General features: G+C 70.4%; 23 protein-coding genes and 1 riboswitch. Of the genes, 10 read left to right on the top strand and 13 right to left on the bottom strand.

The features are described 5' to 3' along the window. Positions 1-36: 36 nt before the first annotated feature. Positions 37-1,761: a D-alanyl-D-alanine carboxypeptidase family protein gene (locus tag ABD770_RS07525; RefSeq protein WP_344818914.1), complete on the bottom strand. Its 1,725-nt coding sequence runs from the start codon at positions 1,759-1,761 to the stop codon at positions 37-39. A 79-nt stretch (positions 1,762-1,840) separates the two neighbouring features. Continuing rightward, positions 1,841-1,950: riboswitch (TPP riboswitch) on the top strand. Here ABD770_RS07525 and ABD770_RS07530 point away from each other — a divergent pair. The 5 genes from ABD770_RS07530 to ABD770_RS07550 all read left to right on the top strand — a co-directional run bounded on the left by ABD770_RS07530 (position 1,943) and on the right by ABD770_RS07550 (position 6,479). Next, positions 1,943-2,581 carry an ECF transporter S component gene (locus ABD770_RS07530; protein WP_344818915.1) on the top strand — a complete coding sequence of 213 codons (639 nt, stop codon included), beginning with the start codon at positions 1,943-1,945 and terminating at the stop codon, positions 2,579-2,581. (Overlaps the previous riboswitch by 8 nt.) Continuing rightward, a complete protein-coding gene (locus ABD770_RS07535; protein ID WP_425562761.1) occupies positions 2,578-4,053 on the top strand; it encodes an ABC transporter ATP-binding protein in 1,476 nt (491 codons plus the stop codon). Before ABD770_RS07530 ends, ABD770_RS07535 begins: the two co-directional genes overlap by 4 nt. Continuing rightward, a complete protein-coding gene (locus tag ABD770_RS07540) occupies positions 4,050-4,859 on the top strand; it encodes an energy-coupling factor transporter transmembrane component T family protein (RefSeq protein ID WP_344818917.1) in 810 nt (269 codons plus the stop codon). Before ABD770_RS07535 ends, ABD770_RS07540 begins: the two co-directional genes overlap by 4 nt. A gap of 43 nt (positions 4,860-4,902) precedes the next feature. Beyond that, on the top strand, positions 4,903-5,421 hold the full coding sequence (locus ABD770_RS07545; RefSeq protein ID WP_344818918.1) for a DUF2127 domain-containing protein: 519 nt from the start codon (positions 4,903-4,905) through the stop codon (positions 5,419-5,421). Between the two features lie 101 nt (positions 5,422-5,522). After that, complete coding sequence (locus ABD770_RS07550) at positions 5,523-6,479, top strand: LysR substrate-binding domain-containing protein (protein ID WP_344818919.1); 957 nt, start codon at positions 5,523-5,525, stop codon at positions 6,477-6,479. Here ABD770_RS07550 and ABD770_RS07555 read toward each other — a convergent pair. The 8 genes from ABD770_RS07555 to ABD770_RS07590 all read right to left on the bottom strand — a co-directional run bounded on the left by ABD770_RS07555 (position 6,446) and on the right by ABD770_RS07590 (position 12,309). Continuing rightward, a complete protein-coding gene (locus ABD770_RS07555) occupies positions 6,446-7,642 on the bottom strand; it encodes an acyl-CoA dehydrogenase family protein (protein WP_344818920.1) in 1,197 nt (398 codons plus the stop codon). The two genes, ABD770_RS07550 and ABD770_RS07555, sit on opposite strands and share 34 nt — an antisense overlap. Next, the gene (locus ABD770_RS07560; protein WP_344818921.1) at positions 7,639-8,784 is read right to left on the bottom strand and encodes a CaiB/BaiF CoA transferase family protein; all 1,146 of its coding nucleotides are present in this window, start codon (positions 8,782-8,784) and stop codon (positions 7,639-7,641) included. The genes ABD770_RS07555 and ABD770_RS07560 overlap by 4 nt, the downstream gene beginning before the upstream one ends. 248 nt (positions 8,785-9,032) lie before the next feature. Then, positions 9,033-9,395 (bottom strand): DUF488 domain-containing protein, encoded by a 363-nt coding sequence (locus tag ABD770_RS07565; protein WP_344818922.1) that lies wholly within the window; start codon positions 9,393-9,395, stop codon positions 9,033-9,035. 40 nt (positions 9,396-9,435) lie between these two features. Beyond that, entirely contained in the window at positions 9,436-9,726 is a 291-nt protein-coding gene (locus ABD770_RS07570) for a WXG100 family type VII secretion target (protein WP_344818923.1), read from the bottom strand. Positions 9,727-9,736: 10 nt separating this feature from the next. Continuing rightward, complete coding sequence (locus ABD770_RS07575; RefSeq protein WP_344818924.1) at positions 9,737-10,138, bottom strand: YbaB/EbfC family nucleoid-associated protein; 402 nt, start codon at positions 10,136-10,138, stop codon at positions 9,737-9,739. A gap of 8 nt (positions 10,139-10,146) precedes the next feature. Further along, positions 10,147-10,710 (bottom strand): hypothetical protein, encoded by a 564-nt coding sequence (locus tag ABD770_RS07580; protein ID WP_344818925.1) that lies wholly within the window; start codon positions 10,708-10,710, stop codon positions 10,147-10,149. Further along, on the bottom strand, positions 10,700-12,004 hold the full coding sequence (locus ABD770_RS07585) for a hypothetical protein (protein WP_344818926.1): 1,305 nt from the start codon (positions 12,002-12,004) through the stop codon (positions 10,700-10,702). The genes ABD770_RS07580 and ABD770_RS07585 overlap by 11 nt, the downstream gene beginning before the upstream one ends. After that, positions 12,004-12,309, bottom strand: a complete 306-nt coding sequence (locus tag ABD770_RS07590) for a hypothetical protein (RefSeq protein WP_344818927.1) — start codon at positions 12,307-12,309, stop codon at positions 12,004-12,006. The genes ABD770_RS07585 and ABD770_RS07590 overlap by 1 nt, the downstream gene beginning before the upstream one ends. Positions 12,310-12,532: 223 nt before the next feature. Here ABD770_RS07590 and ABD770_RS07595 point away from each other — a divergent pair, with 223 nt between their 5' ends. Next, complete coding sequence (locus ABD770_RS07595) at positions 12,533-13,294, top strand: SDR family NAD(P)-dependent oxidoreductase (RefSeq protein ID WP_344818928.1); 762 nt, start codon at positions 12,533-12,535, stop codon at positions 13,292-13,294. Positions 13,295-13,386: 92 nt separating this feature from the next. After that, positions 13,387-14,217, top strand: coding sequence for an SDR family oxidoreductase (locus ABD770_RS07600; protein WP_344818929.1), 831 nt, complete (start codon positions 13,387-13,389; stop codon positions 14,215-14,217). Positions 14,218-14,254: 37 nt separating this feature from the next. Here ABD770_RS07600 and ABD770_RS07605 read toward each other — a convergent pair whose 3' ends face one another. From ABD770_RS07605 to ABD770_RS07615, 3 genes are read right to left on the bottom strand one after another with little or no spacing between them, the layout of a single operon-like run. After that, positions 14,255-15,343: a Gfo/Idh/MocA family protein gene (locus tag ABD770_RS07605; protein WP_344818930.1), complete on the bottom strand. Its 1,089-nt coding sequence runs from the start codon at positions 15,341-15,343 to the stop codon at positions 14,255-14,257. Beyond that, on the bottom strand, positions 15,316-16,026 hold the full coding sequence (locus ABD770_RS07610; protein ID WP_344818931.1) for a ThuA domain-containing protein: 711 nt from the start codon (positions 16,024-16,026) through the stop codon (positions 15,316-15,318). Before ABD770_RS07610 ends, ABD770_RS07605 begins: the two co-directional genes overlap by 28 nt. Next, positions 16,023-17,207 (bottom strand): Gfo/Idh/MocA family protein, encoded by a 1,185-nt coding sequence (locus ABD770_RS07615; RefSeq protein WP_344818932.1) that lies wholly within the window; start codon positions 17,205-17,207, stop codon positions 16,023-16,025. The genes ABD770_RS07610 and ABD770_RS07615 overlap by 4 nt, the downstream gene beginning before the upstream one ends. Positions 17,208-17,305: 98 nt before the next feature. Here ABD770_RS07615 and ABD770_RS07620 point away from each other — a divergent pair, with 98 nt between their 5' ends. Beyond that, the gene (locus ABD770_RS07620; RefSeq protein ID WP_344818933.1) at positions 17,306-18,385 is read left to right on the top strand and encodes a LacI family DNA-binding transcriptional regulator; all 1,080 of its coding nucleotides are present in this window, start codon (positions 17,306-17,308) and stop codon (positions 18,383-18,385) included. Then, positions 18,382-19,626, top strand: coding sequence for a dual-specificity RNA methyltransferase RlmN (rlmN, locus tag ABD770_RS07625; protein ID WP_344818934.1), 1,245 nt, complete (start codon positions 18,382-18,384; stop codon positions 19,624-19,626). The genes ABD770_RS07620 and rlmN overlap by 4 nt, the downstream gene beginning before the upstream one ends. 34 nt (positions 19,627-19,660) lie before the next feature. Here rlmN and ABD770_RS07630 read toward each other — a convergent pair whose 3' ends face one another. Next, the gene (locus ABD770_RS07630; protein ID WP_344818935.1) at positions 19,661-20,137 is read right to left on the bottom strand and encodes a SixA phosphatase family protein; all 477 of its coding nucleotides are present in this window, start codon (positions 20,135-20,137) and stop codon (positions 19,661-19,663) included. 47 nt (positions 20,138-20,184) lie between these two features. On the opposite strand from ABD770_RS07630, the gene ABD770_RS07635 reads away from it, so the two are divergent. Next, positions 20,185-21,198 (top strand): aldo/keto reductase family protein, encoded by a 1,014-nt coding sequence (locus ABD770_RS07635; protein WP_344818936.1) that lies wholly within the window; start codon positions 20,185-20,187, stop codon positions 21,196-21,198. Positions 21,199-21,208: the final 10 nt, after the last annotated feature.

Consider the following 21,208-nt stretch of genomic DNA (forward strand, 5'->3'; position numbering starts at 1 on the left):
GCCCGTCCCCGTTCGGAGACGGGCGTCTCACGGAGATCAGTCCTTGTCGAGGCCGAAGAGCTCGAGCGGATGCGTGAGGCGCCACCAGATGCTGGGATCGGTGATGTCCTCGGCGAGTGACACGGGGGTCTCGACCATGTCGATCGGCCCCTTGGTCGTGAGCGTGCCGACCCTCGCGCCTGCGGTCGTGCTCGACCCCAGGTCGATCTCCGCGGCGGCGGCGGCGATCGCGCCGTTCCACAGCACGACCTTGGCGTCGGCATCGGTGACGACGTCGACCCGCTCACCCCACTCGGTGGTGACGTGGCCGACCACGGTGCCCTTCGCGACGGACACGGGCTGCTCGGCGAGCTCCTTCTCGACGCCGGCGAGCAGGCTGCGCGTCACGGCGAGCCGATCGGCGTTGCTCTCCTGCCCCAGGACCGCCGTGATCAGTCGCGCCGTGGTGTCGCCGACCGGCACGTCCTTCGCGGTGAGCAGGCTCCAATGCGACAGGGTGCCGGTCTTCACGCCGATGACGCCCTCGTCGTCGAGCATGCCGTTGGTGTTGGTCACCGTGCCGACGCCGGGGATCTCGGCCGAGCGCGTGCCGACGATCTCCGCGAACACCGGGTTGCGCATCGCCAGCTCGCCGAGACGGATCAGGCTCCCCGGCGCGGCGACGTTGGACTCGTCGAACCCGGACGGGCTGAACAACGAGATGCCGTCGATGCCGTGATCGCTCAGCCACCTGCCCGCCGCGGCGGAGAATCCCTCGGAGCCCCAGAGCTCGTCGGCCAGCCGGTCGATGTAGTTGTTCGCCGAGCCCAGCAGCACGCCCTGCAGCATCTGGTACTCGGTCAGGCTGCCGCCCACGGGAACGTCCAGGGACGACTGGTTCGTGCGCCGGTAGCTCCAGAAGTCGCGCCGATCCGCCCACGTGAACTCGAAGCTCGGTCCCTGTTCGCCGACCTCGAGCGGCAGCTCGTCGAGCACCATCAGGACCGAGACGACCTTGGAGATGCTGGCGATCTCGTCCCGCTCGGTGGTGGAGGCGGCGGGCGGCATGCCCTGCACCATCACGGCCGCGCTGCCGTCCCCGGGCCAGGAGATGGTCGCGGCGGGCGCGGGAGCGACCTCGAGCTGCACGTTCTGCACGGTCGGGGCGACGTTGTCCAACGGCATCAGCAGCGTGCCGCCGACGTACCCCGCGCACAGGGCCGCGATGATGCCCGCGGGGATGATCACGCGTGCGCGTCGCCCCGACCGTCGCGCTGCCCCGGCGAAAAGCGCGGGAGCGGGTTCCGCGCCCTGGACCGGTGACGCGCCCACGGTCCGCGGATCGAGCCAGGTCAGCGCGGTGGTCGGATGCTCGTCATCGGCCCAGGCCGTCGGTGGGACGACGTCGGGCGCGGGGACGACGTCGGGCGTCGGAGGGGTGCCGGGCTCGGGCGGGACGTGGAGCCCGGGCTCGGGCTGCGGAGCATCCGTCTCCACCGAGTCGACGAAGGCCGTGACGAGCTCCGACTCCGCCGATGCCCCCGGAACACGCGACGGCACGCGGTCGATCGCAGGCGCGGCGGTATCGTCGCCGAACAGTGATGCGGCTGTGATGGCGGCTGCGTCATCCGATGCGGATGGACTCGAGACCGGCGCACCCGAGACCGGCGCACCCGCCTCGCCGGCCCGTGTCGGACCGGCCTCCGGGTCCGCGTGCATGCGCGCTCGCTCGCGCAGCGATCGCCGCGTGGGGAACCGCGCGGACTCGGGGGAGGCAGTCACCCGATACAGGGTACCAATCCGCGCGCGCAATGGTATGGGACATCGCCGACGTCATCTCTGTGCAGTCGGTTATGATCGATGACATCACCACGGGAGTCCGGCGCGCCGGGCTGAGAGGAAGCGAACCGCGCTTCGACCGTCGAACCTGATCCGGACCATGCCGGCGCAGGGAGGAGTTCATATGAGTACGTCCACATCCGTCACCGGGGCCGCTTCGGCCCGTACCGCCCGCAACTCGCGCTGGCGGGTCGTCGACATCGTCGTGGCCGCCGTCCTCGGCGTCGCTGCCGGCTTGATCTTCTGGGCCTGGAACACCATCGGCTACGCCTGGTTCGAGGCCGCCGACGCCCTGACCCCCGGCCTGGGCGGCATCGCGGTCGGCATCTGGCTGATCGGCGGCGTCATCGGCGGGCTCGTGATCCGCAAGCCCGGCGCGGCATTGGTCGTCGAGGTCGTCGCCGCCATCATCTCCATGCTGATCGGCAACGTCTGGGGCGTGTCGACGGTGCTGTCCGGCATCGTGCAGGGCCTGGGCGCCGAGCTGGTCTTCGCCGCGTTCGCATATCGCCGCTTCGGGCTCCCCGTCGCCATGCTCGCCGGTGTCGGCGCGGGCGCCGCCGCATGGGTCTTCGAACTGTTCTACGGCTCCTCGCCGAACATCCTGAAGTCGGTCGAGTTCAACGCCATCTACCTCGGCACGGTCGTCGTCTCGGGCATCGTGCTGGCGGGCGTCGTCGGCTGGCTGCTCGTGCGAGCCCTGGCCGCGACGGGAGCGCTGAGCCGATTCGCCGCCGGCAGGGAAGCCCGCCAGGAGGTCTGAGCGTGTCCGCTCCTGCGCGCGTCGCGGTGGAGGGGTGGGGTTGGCGCTACGCCGGCAGGCGTCTGCCGGCCGTCGCCGACGTCTCGTTCACGATCGAACCGGGGGAGCGGGTGCTGCTGCTGGGGGCATCCGGAGCCGGCAAATCCACGCTGCTGGCCGGGCTCGCGGGAGTGCTCGGCGACGCCGACGAGGGCGAGCGCAGCGGTTCGCTGCTCATCGACGGTGCGGTGCCCGAGGCTCGTCGCGGTGAGATCGGGCTGGTGCTGCAGGACCCGGATGCCGGGGTCGTGCTCTCCAAGGTGGGTGACGACGTCGCCTTCGGGTGCGAGAACCTCGGCGTTCCCGCCGAGGACATCCCCGGCCGGGTCGCGGAGGCGCTGGACGCCGTCGGTCTGGACGTGCCGCCGGACCGCGCGACCAAGGAGCTCTCCGGAGGGCAGAAGCAGCGGCTCGCTCTGGCCGGGGTGCTCGCCATGCGACCAGGCCTGCTGCTGCTGGACGAACCGACGGCCAACCTCGACCCCGAAGGGGTGCGCGAGGTGCGCGAGAGCGTGGGGCGGGTGCTCGACGACACCGGGGCGACCCTCATCGTCGTCGAGCACCGCACCGAGATCTGGGCCGACCTGCTCACCCGCGTGATCGTGCTTGCCGCCGACGGGGGGCTGCTGGCCGACGGGAGCCCCGCGGAGGTCTTCGGACGCCATGGTGATGCGCTGGCGGACGCCGGGGTGTGGGTGCCGGAACGCGGTGTCCCGCTGCCGGTGCTGGAGCGGGCCGCGGCGGAATCGGATGCCGTGCTCGAGACCGACGCGCTCACCGTCTCGCGCGACGGGCGGACGGCCGTGCAACGAGGCCTCGATGTACACATCCCTCGCGCCGCGGCCACGGTCGTGACCGGTCCGAACGGGGCGGGGAAGTCGACGCTGGCACTCACCCTCGCGGGCCTGCTGCCCGAGCTCGAGGGCGCGGTCACCGCGGCATCCGATCTCACCGGACGCTCCGGCAGACGTCCTTCGCGGTGGAGCTCGCGTGAGCTGCTCACCCGCATCGGCACGGTGTTCCAGGAGCCCGAGCACCAATTCCTCGCGCGCACCCTGCGCGACGAGCTCGCGGTCGGTCCGCGGGCGCTGAAGAAGACGGATGCCCAGGCCCGGGCCATCGCCGACGACCTGCTGGCGCGACTGCAGCTGGCCCCGCTCGCGCTCGCCAACCCCTTCACCCTCAGCGGCGGGCAGAAGCGGCGGTTGTCGGTGGCGACGGTGCTGGCATCCGCCCCGCAGGTGATCGTGCTCGACGAGCCGACCTTCGGGCAGGATCGGCGCGGCTGGATCGGCATCGTCGAGCTGCTGCAGGAGGAGATCACGGCCGGTCGCACGATCGTCGCGGTCAGCCATGACGACGCCGTCGTGCGGCACCTCGGCGGGCAGCGCCTCGAGCTCGTCGCCCCGGCCGAGCGCGGAGGGGCGCGGTGACCGACGTGAAGCGCCAGGCCGCGGCATCCGCTCTCTCGGCCGCACCGCGCACCGCCTGGCTCGACGGAGTCAACCCCGTGACGAAGCTCGTGCTGGCGCTGCTGCTGTCGGTGCCGCTGTTCGCGTCGATCGACGCGGTCAGTGCACTGGTCGCGATCGGCCTGCAGCTGCTGTGCCTGCCGCTGACCGGGCTGTCGCCGCGCACCGTGCTGCTGCGGATGCTGCCGATCGCCCTGTTCTCGCCCGTCGCAGGGGTGAGCATGCTGCTGTACGCCGAGCCGGAGGGGCAGGTGCTGTGGCGGTTCGGGATCGCCGTGATCAGCGAGGGGTCCATCGCACTCGCCGTCGCCGTCACGCTGCGCGTGATCGCCCTCGGACTGCCCACGATCCTGCTGTTCGGCCGCACCGACCCGACACAGCTCGGCGACGCGCTCGCCCAGGTCGCGCACCTGCCCAGCCGGTTCGTGCTGGGGGTGCTGGCCGGCGCGCGGATGCTGGGGCTGTTCCTCGACGACTGGCGGACCATGTCGCTGGCGAGGCGTGCGCGCGGCGTCGGCGATCACGGCGCGCTGCGCCGTTTCTTCTCGATGGCTTTCGTGCTGCTCGTGTTCGCCGTGCGGCGCGGCACCAAGCTCGCCATGGCCATGGAGGCGCGCGGATTCGGCTCCGGCATCCCCCGCACCTGGTCGCGGCCGTCCCGGTTGCACGTGCGCGACGCGGTCGCGCTGGCGGGTGGTGCGGCCATCATGGCCGTCGCGATCGCCGCGGCCGTGGCATCCGGCGTCTTCCGGTTCGTCTGGAGCTGACAGCGCTACTGTGGCGGGATCCCACTCGGAGAGGACGTCGGCGATGCGACAGCGCATGCTCGATCTGCTGTTCCTCGTCGGTGTGGTCGGGAAGGGGATCGACGGGCTGGCGGAGCTGGTCGGCGGCGTCGCGCTGCTGGTCGCCTCGCCTGCCGGGCTGCAGCACCTCGCGCAGGTCGTGACCGCGCATGAGCTCGCGGAGGATCCGCACGACATCCTCGCGAACCTGCTGCTGCACGGCGTCTCGGGTCTCGACCCGGCGACCGCCGGGTTCCTGGCCGGCTACCTGCTGCTGCACGGCCTGGTCAAGATCGCCATCGTCCTCGCGCTGCTGCGCGGATCACGGCGGATCTACCCCTGGGCGATCGCCGCGCTCACGATCTTCCTGCTCTTCCAGCTGTACGAGCTGTTCGTGACGCCGTCCGTGCTGCTGATCGTGCTGACGATGCTGGATGCGCTGATCGTCGCCCTCACCTGGCGGGAGTGGCGGCACGATCGCACCTTGCGCGACACGGCGCGCAGCACGATCGACTGGGTGCTGCGGCGCAGGGCCGTGCGATGAGGGGACCGCGCCCAGACGGAGCGTGACGGCCTCGCAGGCCCTGCCCGTCTCGGATCCACCGCATGATCACTCTTTCGATCCACAACCCGTATGCTCGGCGGATGGATGTTAGAGAGGCGAAAGCGTTCCTGGCCGTGGCGGACGAACTCCACTTCGGCAGGGCGGCCGCCCGTCTGCATATCGCCCAGCCTCCCCTGAGCAGACTCATCCGCTCGATCGAGGCCGAGCTCGGAACGCCGTTGTTCGTCAGAAGCCCCCGCCATGTGTCCCTGACGCACGTGGGTCAGATCCTCCTGCAACCAGCCCGGGACCTCGTCATGCAGGCTGAACGCATGGTCGAACTCGCTCGGCGAGCGCGTGACGGCGAAGTGGGCCTGGTGAGGCTGGGGTTCGCCGGTGCTTCGGTGAACGCGCTCGTGAGTGCACTGGCGCGGCGTGTGCGCCGCGCTCTTCCCGGGCTCACTCTGGAACTCCACGGATCGCAGCTCTCCCACGCCGGTCTGGAACGATTGCGCGAGGGCGCTCTCGACGCCGTGATCGGTCGCTGGGATTTCCTGCCGAGTGATGTTCAGTCCCGAGTGATCGCCATCGAGCAGCTGGTCGTGGCCTTGGCAGACGACCACCCGCTCGCGGCCAAGCAGACTCTGAGCGCCTCTGACGTCGCAGCCGCACCGTGGGTGGTCCTGCCCGGCGGGAGCGGCGCCACGCTGTCCAACCGGCTTCATCTGCTGGGACTGCGGGGTCGTTTCGTGCCTCGGATCGTCCAGACCGCAGTGGACTCCGCGACTCAGCTGCTCCTTGTCGATGCGGGTGTGGGCATCGCTTTGACGTTCTCCGGTGTCCAGGCGAACATTCCGGCTCACGACGTCGTCTTCCGTCCACTGGACCCCGACCTGGGCAATGTCGAGGTCCGGCTGGCCTGGCGCGATCGCGACGACAACCCTGCCCTCGCCACGGTGATGGAGGCATCACACGACATCTGGCCCGGTGGTGATGCTCGGCACCGAGCTGATGCGGACGGAGGTCATCGGAACGCCGATTCGCCGGTGAGGACCTGACCGAGCACCAGGGTGTGCATCTCGACGGTCCCCTCGTAGGTGAGCACCGACTCCAGGTTGTTCTGGTGGCGGATGACGGGGTACTCCAGTGAGATGCCGTTCGCGCCGAGGATCGTGCGGGCCGTCCGGCAGATCTCCAGGGACTCGCGGACGTTGTTCAGCTTGCCGATGCTCACCTGCTCCGGCCGCAACAGGCCGGCGTCCTTGCGACGCCCGAGGTGCAGAGCGAGAAGGTAGCCCTTGATGTACTCCAACGACATGTCTGCGAGCTTCTGCTGCGTCAGTTGGAAAGCGCTGATCGGCTTTCCGAACTGGAGCCGGTCGGCGGCATAACTGCGGGCGGCTTCGATGCTGGAGCGTGCCGCGCCGAGAGCCCCCCATACGATGCCGTATCGAGCCTCGTTGAGGCATGACAGCGGTCCTTTCAGACTTCGCACCTCGGGGAGGACCGCGGATGCGGGAAGCCGAACATCGTCGAGTACGAGCTCACCCGTCGCCGATGCGCGCAGCGACATCTTGTGTTTGATCTCCGGCGCGGAGAATCCGGGTGTTCCTGCCGGGACCAGGAATCCGCGGATGCCGTCATCGGTGCGTGCCCAGACCACGGCGATGTCGGCGTACGGAGCGTTCGAGATCCACATCTTGCGGCCGTTGAGAATCCAATCGTCGCCGTCTCGACGTGCGTACGTCGTCATGCTGGCGGGGTCGGATCCGGCGTCGGGCTCGGTGAGCCCGAAGCAGCCGATGGCCTCGCCGGCGGCCATCCGGGGCAGCCATTCCTGCTTCTGCTCCTCGGAGCCCCACCGCCAGATCGCGAACATCGCGAGGGAGCCCTGCACGGATACGAGCGAGCGCAACCCGGAGTCGGTGGCTTCGATCTCGAGGCAGGCGACCCCGTACTCCGTCGCCGACATGCCGGCGCACCCATACCCTTCGAGGTGCATTCCGAGCACTCCCAGAGAGCCGAGTTCACGGGTGAGTCCGCGGATGTCCGGAATGGAACCGTTCTCGAACCACTCCGCGATGTGCGGCTCGACGCTCGCGTCGAGCAATTGGCGCACCGCCGAGCGGATCGCCTTCTCCTCCTCTGTGAGGAGATCGTCGAGGGATGCCGGGTCGGCCGGATCGAGCGGGGGCAGCTTCATCGGGTCATGGTGGCTCATCGCCGTTCCTCCTCGTGCAGCCAGCGACGGATTTCGTCGCTGTGTTGACCGAGACGCGGGGGAGCCCCATACTGCGTCACGGGAGTCTCGGACAGACTGATGGGGTTGCGGACCTGTGCAGGCAGGCCGTCGCCCACGTCGACCGTCGGGTGCAGTCCGAGCTCGGCGGCGAGGGCGAAAGCATCCGCTATCGTGCCGACCTTCCCCGCCGGCACACCGGCATCCGTCAGTCGCTCGACCCAGTGCGCCACGGGTCGTGTGATCAAGCGGCGTTCCAGGTGAAGGACGAGGGCCGCGCGGTTGGTCACGCGCGACGCGTTCGTCGTGAATCGAGGGTCGTCGGCGAGGGACGGGTCCTCCAGCACCGCTGCGAGCTTCCGGAACTGCCCGTCGGTCCCGCACGCGATCGCCATCTGCCCGTCGGCGCACGTGAGCAGTTCGTAGGGGGCGATCGACGGATGGGCATTGCCGAGCCGCCCCGGCGCGCGCCCGGTCGCAAGATATGACGAGGCCTGATTGACGAGTGCGCCGAGCAGGCTCGACAACAGGTTCACCTCGACGCGCTGGCCGGTGCCCGTCGTGGCGCGAGCGAGCAGAGCCGCGAGGATGCCCGTCGTGGCGTCCTTGGACGTGAGGACGTCGACGACGGCGACTCCGGCTTTCATCGGTGCATCGGCATCGCCGGTGATGGACATCAGCCCGCCGACCGCCTGGACGAGGAAATCGTAGCCGGGCATATCCGCTCCACGGCCGGTGCCGCCGAATCCTGTGATCGAACAGTAGACCACTCGTGGATTGGCGGCTCGCACGTCCTCGTACCCGAGCCCGTGCTTGTCCAGGACCCCGGTGCGGAAATTCTCGACGACGACGTCTGCACGCTCGGCCAGCCGGCGAGCCAGTCTCCGGTCATCTTCATCGCGCAGGTCGAGCACGATCGACTGCTTGTTGCGGTTCGCGCTGTGGAAGTACGCGGCCCCGTCGGTCGTCCACGGCGGTCCCCATGCGCGCGTGTCATCTCCGCCCTCCGGGCGCTCGACCTTGATCACCCGCGCGCCGAGATCAGCCAGTGTGCTGGTGGCCAGGGGGCCGGCGAGCACGCGACTGAAATCGGCGACGACGATTCCGTCGAGGGGAAGTGTCACGTGGCGCTCCTTCGTCGGTGCGACCTGGGTCGGGATTCGGCGTGGTTCACACGGTGCGTCCTGCTCAGGCGTCTCGAGCAGGGCACCAGTTATCACATTGCCTGAGAGGTGCGAGTAGATGAAGTACCAAAAGGGTGCCCGACCGATACCCTCCGGGTATCGGTGATGTGTGACCGGTGGGCTGCCTTGAAGCGCTCCGGGTCGGATGCCGCGTGCTCTCGACTCGAAGCGCCGATGTCCCGCCCGCGTCAGCCCAGCAGCGGTCGCAGCACCTCCGCCAGCACGACGGCGTGGTTGTGCTCGGTGTTGCGCAGCCCGTACACGAGGGTCACGACGGGGCGGCCCTTCAGCTCCTCGACCAGCTCCTGCAGCGCCGGCGCGCTCTCCGCCGCCAGCTGCGCACGGTAGCGCTCCGCGTTCACCTCGAAATCGGCATCCGGGGCGGCATGCCAGTCGTGACGGAGCTCCGTGCTCGGGGCGATGCCTTTCGCCCACAGGTCGATGGCGGCCTTCTCCTTCGACACGCCCCGTGGCCAGAGCCGGTCGATGAGAACACGGAACCCGTCTTCGGCCGAGGCGTTCTCATAGGCTCGTTTGCAACGCAGTTCCATGCCCCCAGCATCCCGCGTCCGGGACGTTCCCGCCAGCGGGTCAGCGGCCGGTGACCGCGCGGGCGCCGTCCGAGTCGGCCTGCCGATACTCCTCGGCGAGGCGGCGCACGACCGCCGAGGTCCTGCGCAGATTCGTGATGTGCTCGCGTGCGTCGGCGTCGAGGGCGGCCGCGCGGGCGCCGAACGCCGCCGAAGCCGAACCCGTCCACTGGCTCCGCAACTCGCGGGAGCCGGCGTCGAGCGCGTCGATGCTGCCGGAGAACCGGGAGGCGGTGCGGGAGAGCTCATCGGCGACCTCGGTCAGCCGGTCGGTGTCGACCTTCAGATGCATGGCGGGGTCCTCACCGTCCGGGAGTCGTGTCGGGGTAGCTGCGCTCGGCGTCCGACGCCATGCCCCGGGCGATGTCGGACTCGGGGCCGAACAGCTCCGCGCCGCGCTCGGCGAGCAGTGTCATGGCCTCGCGCTGCGCTCTCGTGATGGTCTCCAGGGTCAGCCGGCCCAGCGCGTCGAGGGACAGCTCGTCGGCGGCGTCGCCGAACGACAGGTCCGCGAGTCTGCCGCCCACGTGCGCTCGGACGGTCACCTCGCCGCGCGCGCTGCGGGCGGTGGCGACGATCGAGTTCGCATCCTCGGCGAGGGCCGACGCGCGCTGCGTGTTCTGCCGGGCCCGCTCGTTGAGCTCGGCCAGCTTCCGCCGGGCGTCGGCGAAGTTCGCGTCGAAGTCGTATGCGTTCTCGTCCATGGTCCTCCTCATCCGCGGGCCGTGACATCGGTGGGGATCGCCGGCACCGCCCCCGGCCAGTCGCCCAGTCTCGTCAGATTGCTCGCGCCCTGCTCCTTCGCAGCCGACAGCGGCACCGTCACCGTGCTGAACGCGCTCGCCCCGGTGGAGGCATCGGCCACCCAGCCCGCGCTCGCGGCCGCCGCCGCGACGTCGAACGCGCCGCCCTCCGGCATCCGCACCCTGATGTCGATGGTCGCGTTGGGCCGGTACCCCTCGCGCACCGACCAGACGGCCGTGACCACGAAGTCCACGAGCGCCGCCCCGTCGATGACGGTGTACCCGTCGGACACGTCCAGGGCGATGCTGTAGCCGGTGTTCCCCTTCACATTCGGACGTTCGCCGCCGCGGATGTCGGAGACCCGGATGCCGTCGATGGAGCCGAGCAGCTCCCGCATCTCGCCGAGCGTCTGACCACCGGAGGGCGCGTCGTGCGGGGCGTCGGAGCGGGATGGGCCGGCTGCCGTGCATCCGGCCAGTGCCAGCACACCAGCCACGACGGCGGTCGCGGTCAGCAGACGGCTAGCGCCCATAGTTCATCATGTCCTCGAGGCGGTACTGCATGTCGCTCCAGATGGAGTAATCCGCGATGCCCGCGTAGGCGGGGTTGGTGTTCCCGGAGAATCCCAGGCCCTCCAGGATCGTGGAGTCGTACGCGCCCGTCACCTCGAACACGCCGCGCCCGTCGACGTTGCGCAGTCGGAAGGCCACCTCGCCGGGATACTCCGGATGCCCGGGCAGCGCACTGATCACGAAGCCGTCGTCGGTCACCTGCTGCACGACGATGTCACCGGAGGTGACGCCGGGGATGCCCATGCCGAACAGTGAGGTCTTGATCGTCTGCCCCTCACCGGTCAGCTGCATGTTCAACTGCGAGTTGTCGCCCTCGCGGGAGGGCAGGAACACGTGCCCGAACTCCTCGCGCAGCATCCGGTTCAGCTCCTCGGTGGTCATGTCGGTCGGTCCGAGGTCGTACTCGTGCGAGTAGCCGAGCTCGTAGTCGCCCTCGAAGCGGTGGTCGGATCCGGGGTACGGCGTCGGACCCGGGTTGTACTCGTCGCCGAGCATCCCGGGCGGGAGCCGGCCGGGCAGCTCGCCCAGCGGACCGAGCAGCTCCCCGGGAGGGAACTTCTCCAGCAGCTCACCGAGGAGGTCCTCGATCCGCTGGTGGAAGGGGATGATGGCGCGGTAGAGATCGGTGGCCAGGCGCACCATCTCGCGCAGGGCCTGCAGGCCGCGGTCGATGTTCGAGGCGGCCTCGGCGATGACCTCCTGACAGTTCTGCGCGAAGTCGTCGATGGCCTGGGCCTTCTTGTCCCACTCCCACGGCCAGCTGCCGAACAGCACATCGCCCACGACACCGGCGACCGAGGAGAGCAGCTCGAAGGCTGCGCACACCAGCGAGTGCAGGATCTCCACGATCCGCACGCACAGCTGCAGCACCTGGCTCATCACCTTCGACCAGCTCGAGAGCGAGTGCGTGGCGGCGACGAGCACGGCGAGGGCGCCGCGGACGGCCTCGGCGGTGAGGCCCGTGAGGTGCTCGATCTGCGTCAGCGCCTGCTCGAAGATGCCGGATGCCGTCTGCACCTCCCCGGAGAACGTCTCCCAGGTGTGCGAGCCCTGGTAGAGGCCGGCGGGGTCGCCGGTCACGCTCTCGAGCAGTTCGTACAGCGGCTGCACGAAGCGGATGATCGCGCCGGCGAACCCGGTCAGCGCGCTGCCGCAGTCGATCGCGGGGTCGGCCACCGGCACGGCGGTCGCCCACGTGCCGCTGCCGAGCTGGCCCGCGGCGGAGTCCGCGTCGGGGAGGAACGTGATGGCCATCAGTGCTGCCCCCCGATCCGCTTGAGATCCCGGCCCGCACCGTTCTCGACGTCCTGGAAGCCCTCCACGGCGTCGGAGATGCCCTCGGCCGTCCGATCGGCGGTCTCCGCCGCGGACTTCGCGGCGTTCTCGGCTGCGGTGCCCACGGCGTTCAGCGCGGGCGGGACGAACGCCATGAGCGGGCCGAACGCCATGGACGGGACGGCGGAGGACACGGATGTCGTCGAGCGGAGCTGGTCGGCGGCCTGGGAGAGCAGTCGGCGGACGTTGTCGTAGGCGTCGCTGTCGACCTCGATCTCTGGCATGCTCTGTCCCCCCGGTGGTCGTGCGGCAGCGTCGGCCGGCTCCGGACGAAAGCCTATCCGGGTGCGCTCAGGTGTGCGCAATGGGGAGATGTGCCCTAACCTGGGCGCAGTCCGGCACGCGAACTCGCTGAGGGACTCAGGACCACATAAACTGGAACTCAGTCGCAACTGTCGGGTCGCCGCGGGTGGCCGCGCGACACGATGTCCGTTCGAAGGAGAACACATGCAGATCACGGGACAGGGCGCGCTCATCACGGGCGGCGCCAGCGGGCTCGGGCTCGCGACGGCGCGGCGGCTCTCCGCCGCGGGCGCGCGGGTCACCATCATCGACCTGCCGAATTCTGCCGGCGCCGAGATCGCCGCGGAGCTCGGCGGGCTCTTCGCCCCCGCCGACGTCACCAGCGGCGAGCAGATCGCCGCGGCCGTGGCATCCGCCCGCGCGACGGCGCCGCTGCGCGTCGTCGTCAACTGCGCGGGTATCGCGCCGCCGGCCAAGGTGCTCGACCGGGACGGCAACCCGGCCGATCTCGAGGCCTTCGAGCGCATCATCCGCATCAACCTCATCGGCACCTTCAACGTCATCTCCCAGGCATCCGCCGTCATCGCCCAGCAGGAGCCGACCGAGGACGGCGACCGCGGCGTCATCGTCAGCACGGCCAGTGTCGCGGCGTTCGACGGGCAGATCGGTCAGCCCGCCTACTCGGCCTCCAAGGGCGGCGTGCACGCCATGACGCTGCCGATCGCGCGAGAGCTCGCGCGCCACGGCATCCGGGTGTGCACGATCGCCCCCGGCATCATGGAGACCCCGATGCTCGCCGGTCTTCCGCAGCCCGCCCAGGATTCGCTCGGGCAGCAGGTTCCCTACCCGTCGCGGCTCGGCCGGCCCGACGAGTACGCGGCCCTGGTCGAGCACATCATCGCCAACGGCTACCTCAACGGCGAGACCATCCGCCTCGACGGCGCCATCCGCATGGCCCCCAAGTGATCCCCGCTCCCGTCGCGAGAATCGTCGCTCGGCCCGAGGCGGAACCGACAGGAAGCACGACGGGAACGCCGTATGTGTGAAGGAGCAGCATCATGACCCTGGCAGGAAAGACCATCCTCATGTCGGGCGGCAGTCGCGGCATCGGCCTGGCCATCGCGCTGCGCGCGGCCGCCGACGGCGCGAACATCGCCATGCTCGCCAAGACCGACACCCCGCATCCGCGCCTCGAGGGCACCGTGCACACCGCCGCCGAGGCGATCCGCGCGGCGGGCGGTCAGGCGCTGCCCATCGTGGGCGATGTGCGCAATGACAGCGACATCACCGCCGCGGTGCTCACGACGCAGGGCGAGTTCGGCGGCATCGACATCGTCGTCAACAACGCCAGCGTCATCGACCTGTCGCGCTCGACCGACCTGGAGGCGAAGAAGTACGACCTCATGCAGGACGTGAATGTGCGCGGCACGTTCATGCTCTCCCGTGCGGCCGTTCCGCTGCTGCAGGAGGCGGAGAACCCGCACATCCTCTCGCTCTCCCCGCCGCTGAACATCACCCCGAAGTGGCTGGGAGCGCACACCGGATACACGCTCGCGAAGTACGGCATGACGATGGTCACCCTGGGGCTGGCGGCGGAGTTCGCGGATGCCGGGATCGCGGCCAACACGCTCTGGCCGCGCACCACCATCGCGACCGCGGCCGTGCAGAACCTGCTCGGCGGCGACCGGGTGATGGCGGTCAGCCGCACCCCTGACATCTACGCGGACGCCGCCTACGCCGTGCTGACCAAGCCCTCGCGCTCGCGCACCGGGCAGACGCTCATCGTCGAGGACGTGCTGGCGGAGAAGGGCGTCACGGACCTCTCGACCTACGCCGCCGTGCCCGGCACGCCCGACGACCGGCTGTTCCCCGACATCTTCCTGGATTGAGCGGGATTCGGGCCGAACGGAGATGCGGGTGCCCCGGTCACCGCATCCGCCAGTCGCGCTCCGCGATCAGCGGCACCAGCGGCGGACGCTCGGCCGTCGTGGTCAGCTCGATGCGGCGACCGGTGCGCGCGGACTCCAGCAGCGAGGTCATGATCTCCAGCACGTGCAGGGCGATGGAGGCGTCGGAGCGCGAGCCCCCCGACACGAAGTCGAGCAGGCCGATGCCGCGGCCGCCGTTCTCATAACCCGCGCTGGTCGGCACCGGACGCCACTCCTCGTCGCCGGGCCGGCGCAGCCGCACCTCGCCCGTGAAGTGGTTGGGGTCCGGCACGGACAGCGTGCCGGTCTCGCCGTGCACCTCGATGGGCGCGGCATCGGTGTGGGCCGCGTCGAAGCTGAACGTCACGGTCGAGATCGCGCCGCCGACGTGCTCGAGCACGCCGGTGACGTGCGTGTCGACCTCGACGGGGATCTCCTCCCCGGCCCGCGGCCCGGAGGCGATCGTGCGCACTGACCTCGGGCGCGCCGACGCGCCGGACACCCGCGTGACGGGACCCAGCAGATGGAACAGCGACGTCAGGTAGTACGGCCCCATGTCCAGCAGCGGCCCGCCGCCCTCGCGGTAGTAGAAGTCGGGGTTCGGATGCCAGGCCTCATGCCCGGGCGAGACCCAGGTGGCGACGGCGGAGACGGGCCGCCCGATCTCGCCGGCGTCCACGGCCGCGCGGGCGGTCTGGATGCCGGTGCCGAGCACCGTGTCCGGCGCGCAGCCCGCCCAGGCGGATGCGGAGGAGGCGGCGATGATCTCGCGGGCCACCGGCAGCGTGGGCGCCAGCGGCTTCTCCCCGAACACGTTCCTGCCGTGGTCGAGTGCGGCCAGGGCGATCTCCGCGTGCGCGGCGGGGATCGTGAGGTTCAGCACCGTCTGCACGTCCGGGTCCTGCACGAGCTCGTCGACGCTCAGCGCACGGCATCCGTGGATGGTGTCCGCGACGGCGCGGGCCCGCGCCGCGTCCAGGTCCGCCACGGCGACGATCCGCACGCCGGGGTGATCACCGAGCGTTGCCAGGTACTGCGCGGAGATGACCCCGAGTCCGACTATTCCGATCCCGTGCGGCTCGCCCACAGCATCCCCCTCTCGATGATCGTCCGTACGTTGACGTCGCGCAGCACCTCGAGACTGTGCCCTGGGGTCGCGACGAAGATCCGTCCCGCGCCCCATTCCCGCGTCCACACCGCCGGGGAGGTGATGGGGCGGTGCCACGGATGGTACGGCTGCACGGGGTGGGTGGTGGTGGCCAGGACGTCGTTGAGGTCGTCGGTGAGCACCCAGTACTGCTCGGTGTCGAGCGCGAACGCCTCCAGGCCCCGCATGATCTCGTGTCCGCGGCCGAGTTCGGTCGGCTCGATCGTGTGGGGGAGGAAGTTGTCGGACGCGTCGCCCGCGCAGGAGTCCGGATGCTTGGACGGATGCGTGGCGAACTGCCCGCCGATCAGCTGCAGGTAATCGGAGCTGCTGCGGTACGAGTCGGCGATCCCACCGTGCCAACCCGCCATCCCCGTGCCGCGCGCGACCGCGTCGCGCAGGCCCTTCAGCGCGTCTCGCGAGATCTCGGACATGGTCACGCACTGCACGATGAGATCGGTGCCCGTCATCACGGTCTCGTCGGCGTAGACGTCGTTGGACTCCTCGACGCGCACCTCGAACCCGTTCTCCCGCAGGAAGGGGATGAACAGCCCGGTCGCCTCGACGGGGCTGTGCCCGTCCCAGCCTCCGCGTACGACGAGTGCCTTGCGCGTCCCGGTCATGAGCGTGCTCCTTCGACGGGGGTGTAGCGACTCGCATCCGCTGCGCTGGTCTCGACGGCGGCCAGCACGCGCTGCACCTGCGCGGCCTCGTCGAAGTCGGGACGGGCGGGAGTGCCGTCGGTGATCGCTCGGACGAAGTCGACGGTCTGATGGGTGAACAGGTGCTCGTAGCCCAGGCCGTGCCCGGCGGGCCACCAGGCTCCCGCGTAGGGGTGGCCGGGCTCTGTGACGTCGATGCGGCGGAAGCCCTGCTCCTCGGACGGCAGCTGCGCGTCGTGGAACTGCAGCTCGTTCATGGCCGAGAAGTCGAAGGCCACCGACCCGAGCTCGCCGTTGATCTCGATGCGGTTGGCGTTGCGATGGCCGGCCGCCATCCGCGTCGCCTCGAAGACCCCCAGCGCGCCGTCGGCGAAGGAGGCCGTGAAGGCGACCGCGTCGTCGACGGTGACTTTCTCACGGGGCGCGTCGGCGTCTGCGCTGCCGCCCAGGCCGATGTGCGCGTCCAACCTCGGGCGGGACTCGACGAAGGTGCGCAGGGTCGCGGACACCCCGGTGATGGCGGAGCCCGTCAGCCACTGCGCGGTGTCGATGCTGTGTGCGCCGATGTCGCCGAGCGTGCCCGATCCCGCGCGTGCGCGGTCCAGGCGCCAGGTGAACGGGGCATCGGGGCTGGTGAGCCAATCCTGCAGATACTGGGCGCGCACGTGGCGGATGCGGCCGAGCCTGCCGTCGTCGATGAGCCGCTTGGCCAGTGCCAGAGCGGGTGTGCGCCGATAGCTGAAGCCGCACATGCTGACCGCTCCGGACGCGGCTGCCGCGGCTGCGGCCTCTGCCATGCGCTCCGCGTCGGCGACGTCGTTGGCCAGCGGCTTCTCGCACAGCACGTGCTTGCCGACGGCGAGCGCCGCCAGTGCGATCTCGGCGTGGGTGTGACCGGGGGTGCAGATGTCGACGATGTCGATGTCATCGCGGGTCACCGCGGTGCGCCAGTCGGCCGAGGATTCCGGGATGCCGAACTCGGCCGCCGCGGCGGCCGTGCGCTCGGGCCCGCCGCCCACGAGGAGCGCCGCCTCCGGGGCGGGGGACAGGGAGAAGAAGCGCGGCGCCGTCCGCCAGGCGTGCGAGTGCATCCGCCCCATGAAGCCCGTGCCGATGATGGCCACGCGCAGCCGTGTCGTCATTGCGGATTCCCCTCTCCCGTCAGCCCGATGCGTGGGATACAGGAAGAAGAATGCCAGTCCGCATGGCGGATGCCGCACGTTTTGCGCAAAAATGATTCGTGTCCTCCGCCGCCCGTGTCACCCTCGCCGATGTCGCCGCCGCGGCCCGCGTGAGCCCGGCCACCGCGTCCCGCGCGTTGCGGGGCCGCGGCGACCTGTCCACGGCCACCCGCGAGCGTGTGCGGCGTGCGGCGGCGGCACTGGGATACGTTCGTGCGGGAGAGACCAGGGGCAGGCCGCGCGGGGGAGCGGGGCGCGTCATCGACCTCGTGTTCGGCACCTTCCACGACCCCTACACGGATGAGGTCGTCGCGGGGGCTCGGACGACGGCGGCGGCTCTGCACCACGACCTCGTCCTGACCACCGACCGCCCGGATGCCGAGGACGACTGGCCCTGCCGCATCCGCTCGCGCGGGACGGCGGGGGTGATCGCCGGGCTGATGACGCCGACCGCCGCCCAGGTCGCGGTGCTCGAGGAGGCGTCGATCCCGATCGTCCTGCTCGATCCTCCCAGCGAGGTGCGGGCGTCGCTGCCCAGCATCCGCACCACCGACCATGCCGGGGGCGCGGCCGCCGCCGAGCATCTCGTCGAGCGCGGTGCGCAGCGGTTCGTGCTCATCGGCGGTGCTCCCGCGTACCGCTTCGGACGTGCCCGTGTGGCGGGTTTCTCCGCTGCGCTGCGCCGGCTCGCTCCGACCGCACCCCTTGCTCATGTCGACGGCGATTGGGGAGCGGGCGGAGCCGAGCGCGCCTGCGCGCGGGCGCTGCGAGCCGTCGGAGGGCAGGGCCTGATCGGCGTGTTCGCATGCAATGATGAGATGGCGGCGGGGGCGTACCGGGCGATCGCCGCGGCAGGACTCTCCGTGCCGCAGGACGTGCTGGTGGTGGGGTTCGACGACGTGCGCGGCGCGCGCTGGCTGCACCCGCCGCTGACCACGGTCCGCCAGCCGATCCGCGAGATGGGAGCGGCGGCCGTGCGCATCCTCGTGCGCGCCATCGAGGGCGAGGACGTCGCCGGTGAGGTGGTCGAGCTGCCCACGGCGCTCGTGCCGCGCGGATCGACCGCACGGATGCCCGGCGCGACGGCGTCGGACGCACCAGCCTCCTCCCATCCGCCAGCCCGTACCCTGGAAGCATGACCGAGACCTCCCCCGCACGCCCTGTGAGCACCGGAGTGCGCCAGACGCGGCCGCGCACCGAGGGGTGGACGCAGAAGAAGGATGCCGATGGCCGGCCGCTGCTGCAGTTCGCCAGCCCCCGTCGCGGCAAGCCTCCCGTGCATCTGGCGGACATGACTCCCGCCGAGCGGATGGAGAAGGTCAAGGAGTTGGGGATGCCGGGCTTTCGCGCCAAGCAGCTCTCCACGCACTACTTCACCCATCACACCTCCGACCCCGCGCACATGACGGACCTGCCGGCCGAGCAGCGGGAGGAGTTCGTCGCGGGGATGCTCCCGCCGCTGCTCACCGAGGTCCGCAGGCTCACGACCGACCGCGGCGACACGATCAAGTTCCTGTGGCGGCTGCACGACGGCGCCCTCGTCGAGTCGGTGCTCATGCGCTATCCCGGCAGGATCACGCTGTGCGTGTCGTCGCAGGCCGGTTGCGGCATGAACTGCCCGTTCTGCGCCACCGGCCAGGCGGGACTGACCCGCAACATGTCGACCGCGGAGATCGTCGAGCAGGTGGTGCGCGCCAACCGCGTCATCGCCAACGGCGAGCTGGGCGGCAAGCGGGCTGACGACCACTCGATGGAGCGCGTCTCGAACATCGTCTTCATGGGAATGGGCGAGCCGCTGGCCAACTACAGGCGTGTGATGGACGCCGTGCGGGTGATGGTGGAGCCCCAGCCGAACGGGCTCGGCATGAGCGCCCGCGGCATCACCGTCTCGACGGTCGGCCTCGTGCCCGCCATCCGCAAGCTCGCCGACGAGCACCTCCCCGTCACCTTCGCACTGTCGCTGCACGCCCCTGATGATGAGCTGCGCGACGAGCTCATCCCGGTGAACTCGCGCTGGAAGGTCGACGAGGCGCTGGACGCCGCATACGGGTACTTCGAGAAGACCGGCCGACGGGTGTCGATCGAGTACGCGCTCATCAAGGACATGAACGACCACGCCTGGCGCGCCGACCTGCTGGCGGAGAAGCTCAACGCCCGCGGTCGCGGCTGGGTGCACGTGAACCCCATCCCGCTGAACCCGACGCCGGAGTCGGTGTGGACGGCCTCCACCCGCGAGGTCACGGAGGAGTTCGTGCGCCGCCTCAACGACGCCGGCATCCCGACCACCCTGCGTGACACCCGTGGCAAGGAGATCGACGGGGCTTGCGGCCAGCTGGTCGCCACCACGGAGGACGAATCCGCCGCCGCGGCGATGGTCTGAGTCGCGATGAGAAGGCTGACCGCGATCGGCCGCCCTAGCCCCCGGGGCTCCGCAGACGCAGCATCCGTCCCGACCCCTCGATGAGCTCCGCCCAGGAACCGACGTCGACCGCGCACTCCGCGACCGCGCACGTCGGGAACGCGACGTGCGTGCCGGTCAGCTCGGCGACGGCGTCCGTCATGCCCGGATTGTGGCCGACGAGCATCGCGACGTCGACGTCGTCGGGCACGGCCGCGGCCACCGCGAGGATCGTGCGCGCGGATGCCGCGTACAGCGCCTCCTCCTCGACCACGGGGATGCCGAAGGCCGCGGCGTACTCGGCGGCCGTGCTGCGCGCCCGCACGGCCGTGCTCGACACGACTCGCTGCACGCCCACGCCCTCCTCGAGCAGACGGGCGGCCATCGCGGGCGCGTCGCGACGGCCGCGGCGGTTCAGCGGGCGGTCGTGATCGTCGAGGCCGTGCAGGCCCCAGTCGGACTTCGCGTGGCGTGCCAGCAGCAGCGTCTTCATGTCTCCAGCCTGACAGGGCATCCGGTCTGACGCACTAGCGTTGAGGGATGGTCAACTATCGCTATCTCGGCAACAGCGGTCTCAAGGTCTCGGAGATCACCTACGGCAACTGGGTGACTCACGCGTCGCAGGTCGCCGATGACGCCGCCATCGCCACCGTCCACGCCGCGCTGGACGCCGGCATCACCACCTTCGACACGGCCGACACCTACGCCAACACCGCCGCGGAGGTGGTGCTGGGCAAGGCGCTGGCCGGCCAGCGCCGCGCGGGCCTGGAGATCTTCACCAAGGTGTACTTCCCGACCGGCCCGAAGGGCCCCAACGACACGGGCCTGAGCCGCAAGCACATCCGCGAATCCATCGACGGCTCGCTGCAGCGTCTGGGGACCGACTACGTCGACCTCTACCAGGCGCACCGGTTCGACTACGAGACCCCGCTCGAGGAGACCATGCAGGCCTTCGCCGACGTCGTCCGCGCCGGAAAGGCGCTGTACATCGGCGTCAGCGAGTGGACGGCCGAGCAGCTGCGAGCCGGCCACGCCCTGGCGAAGCAGCTGGGCTTCCAGCTGGTCTCCAACCAGCCGCAGTACTCCATGCTGCACCGCGTGATCGAGGGGAAGGTCGTCCCGACCTCCCAGGAGCTCGGCATCTCGCAGATCGTCTGGTCGCCGATGGCACAGGGCGTGCTCAGCGGCAAGTACCTGCCCGGGCAGCCGGTGCCGGACGGCTCGCGCGCCACTGACCCGCACTCCGGCGCCCACTTCATCGAGCGGCTGCTGCAGGACGACATCCTCACCGCCGTCCAGAAGCTCAAGCCGATCGCCGCCGAAGCCGGGCTGACCATGCCGCAGCTCGCCATCGCCTGGGTGCTGCAGAACCCGAACGTCGCCGCCGCGCTGGTGGGCGCGTCGCGTCCCGAGCAGCTCGCGGAGACCGTCAAGGCGTCCGGTGTGACGTTGGATGCGGCGGTGATGACCGCCGTGGACGAGGCTCTCGCCGGCGTCGTCAACGACGACCCGGAGGACACCTACACCGTCTCACCGAAGACGCGGCTGGTGTGAGTCGCCGGAC

Origin of the sequence: Microbacterium soli (assembly GCF_039539005.1) — a bacterium.
GTDB classification, from domain to species: domain Bacteria; phylum Actinomycetota; class Actinomycetes; order Actinomycetales; family Microbacteriaceae; genus Microbacterium; species Microbacterium soli.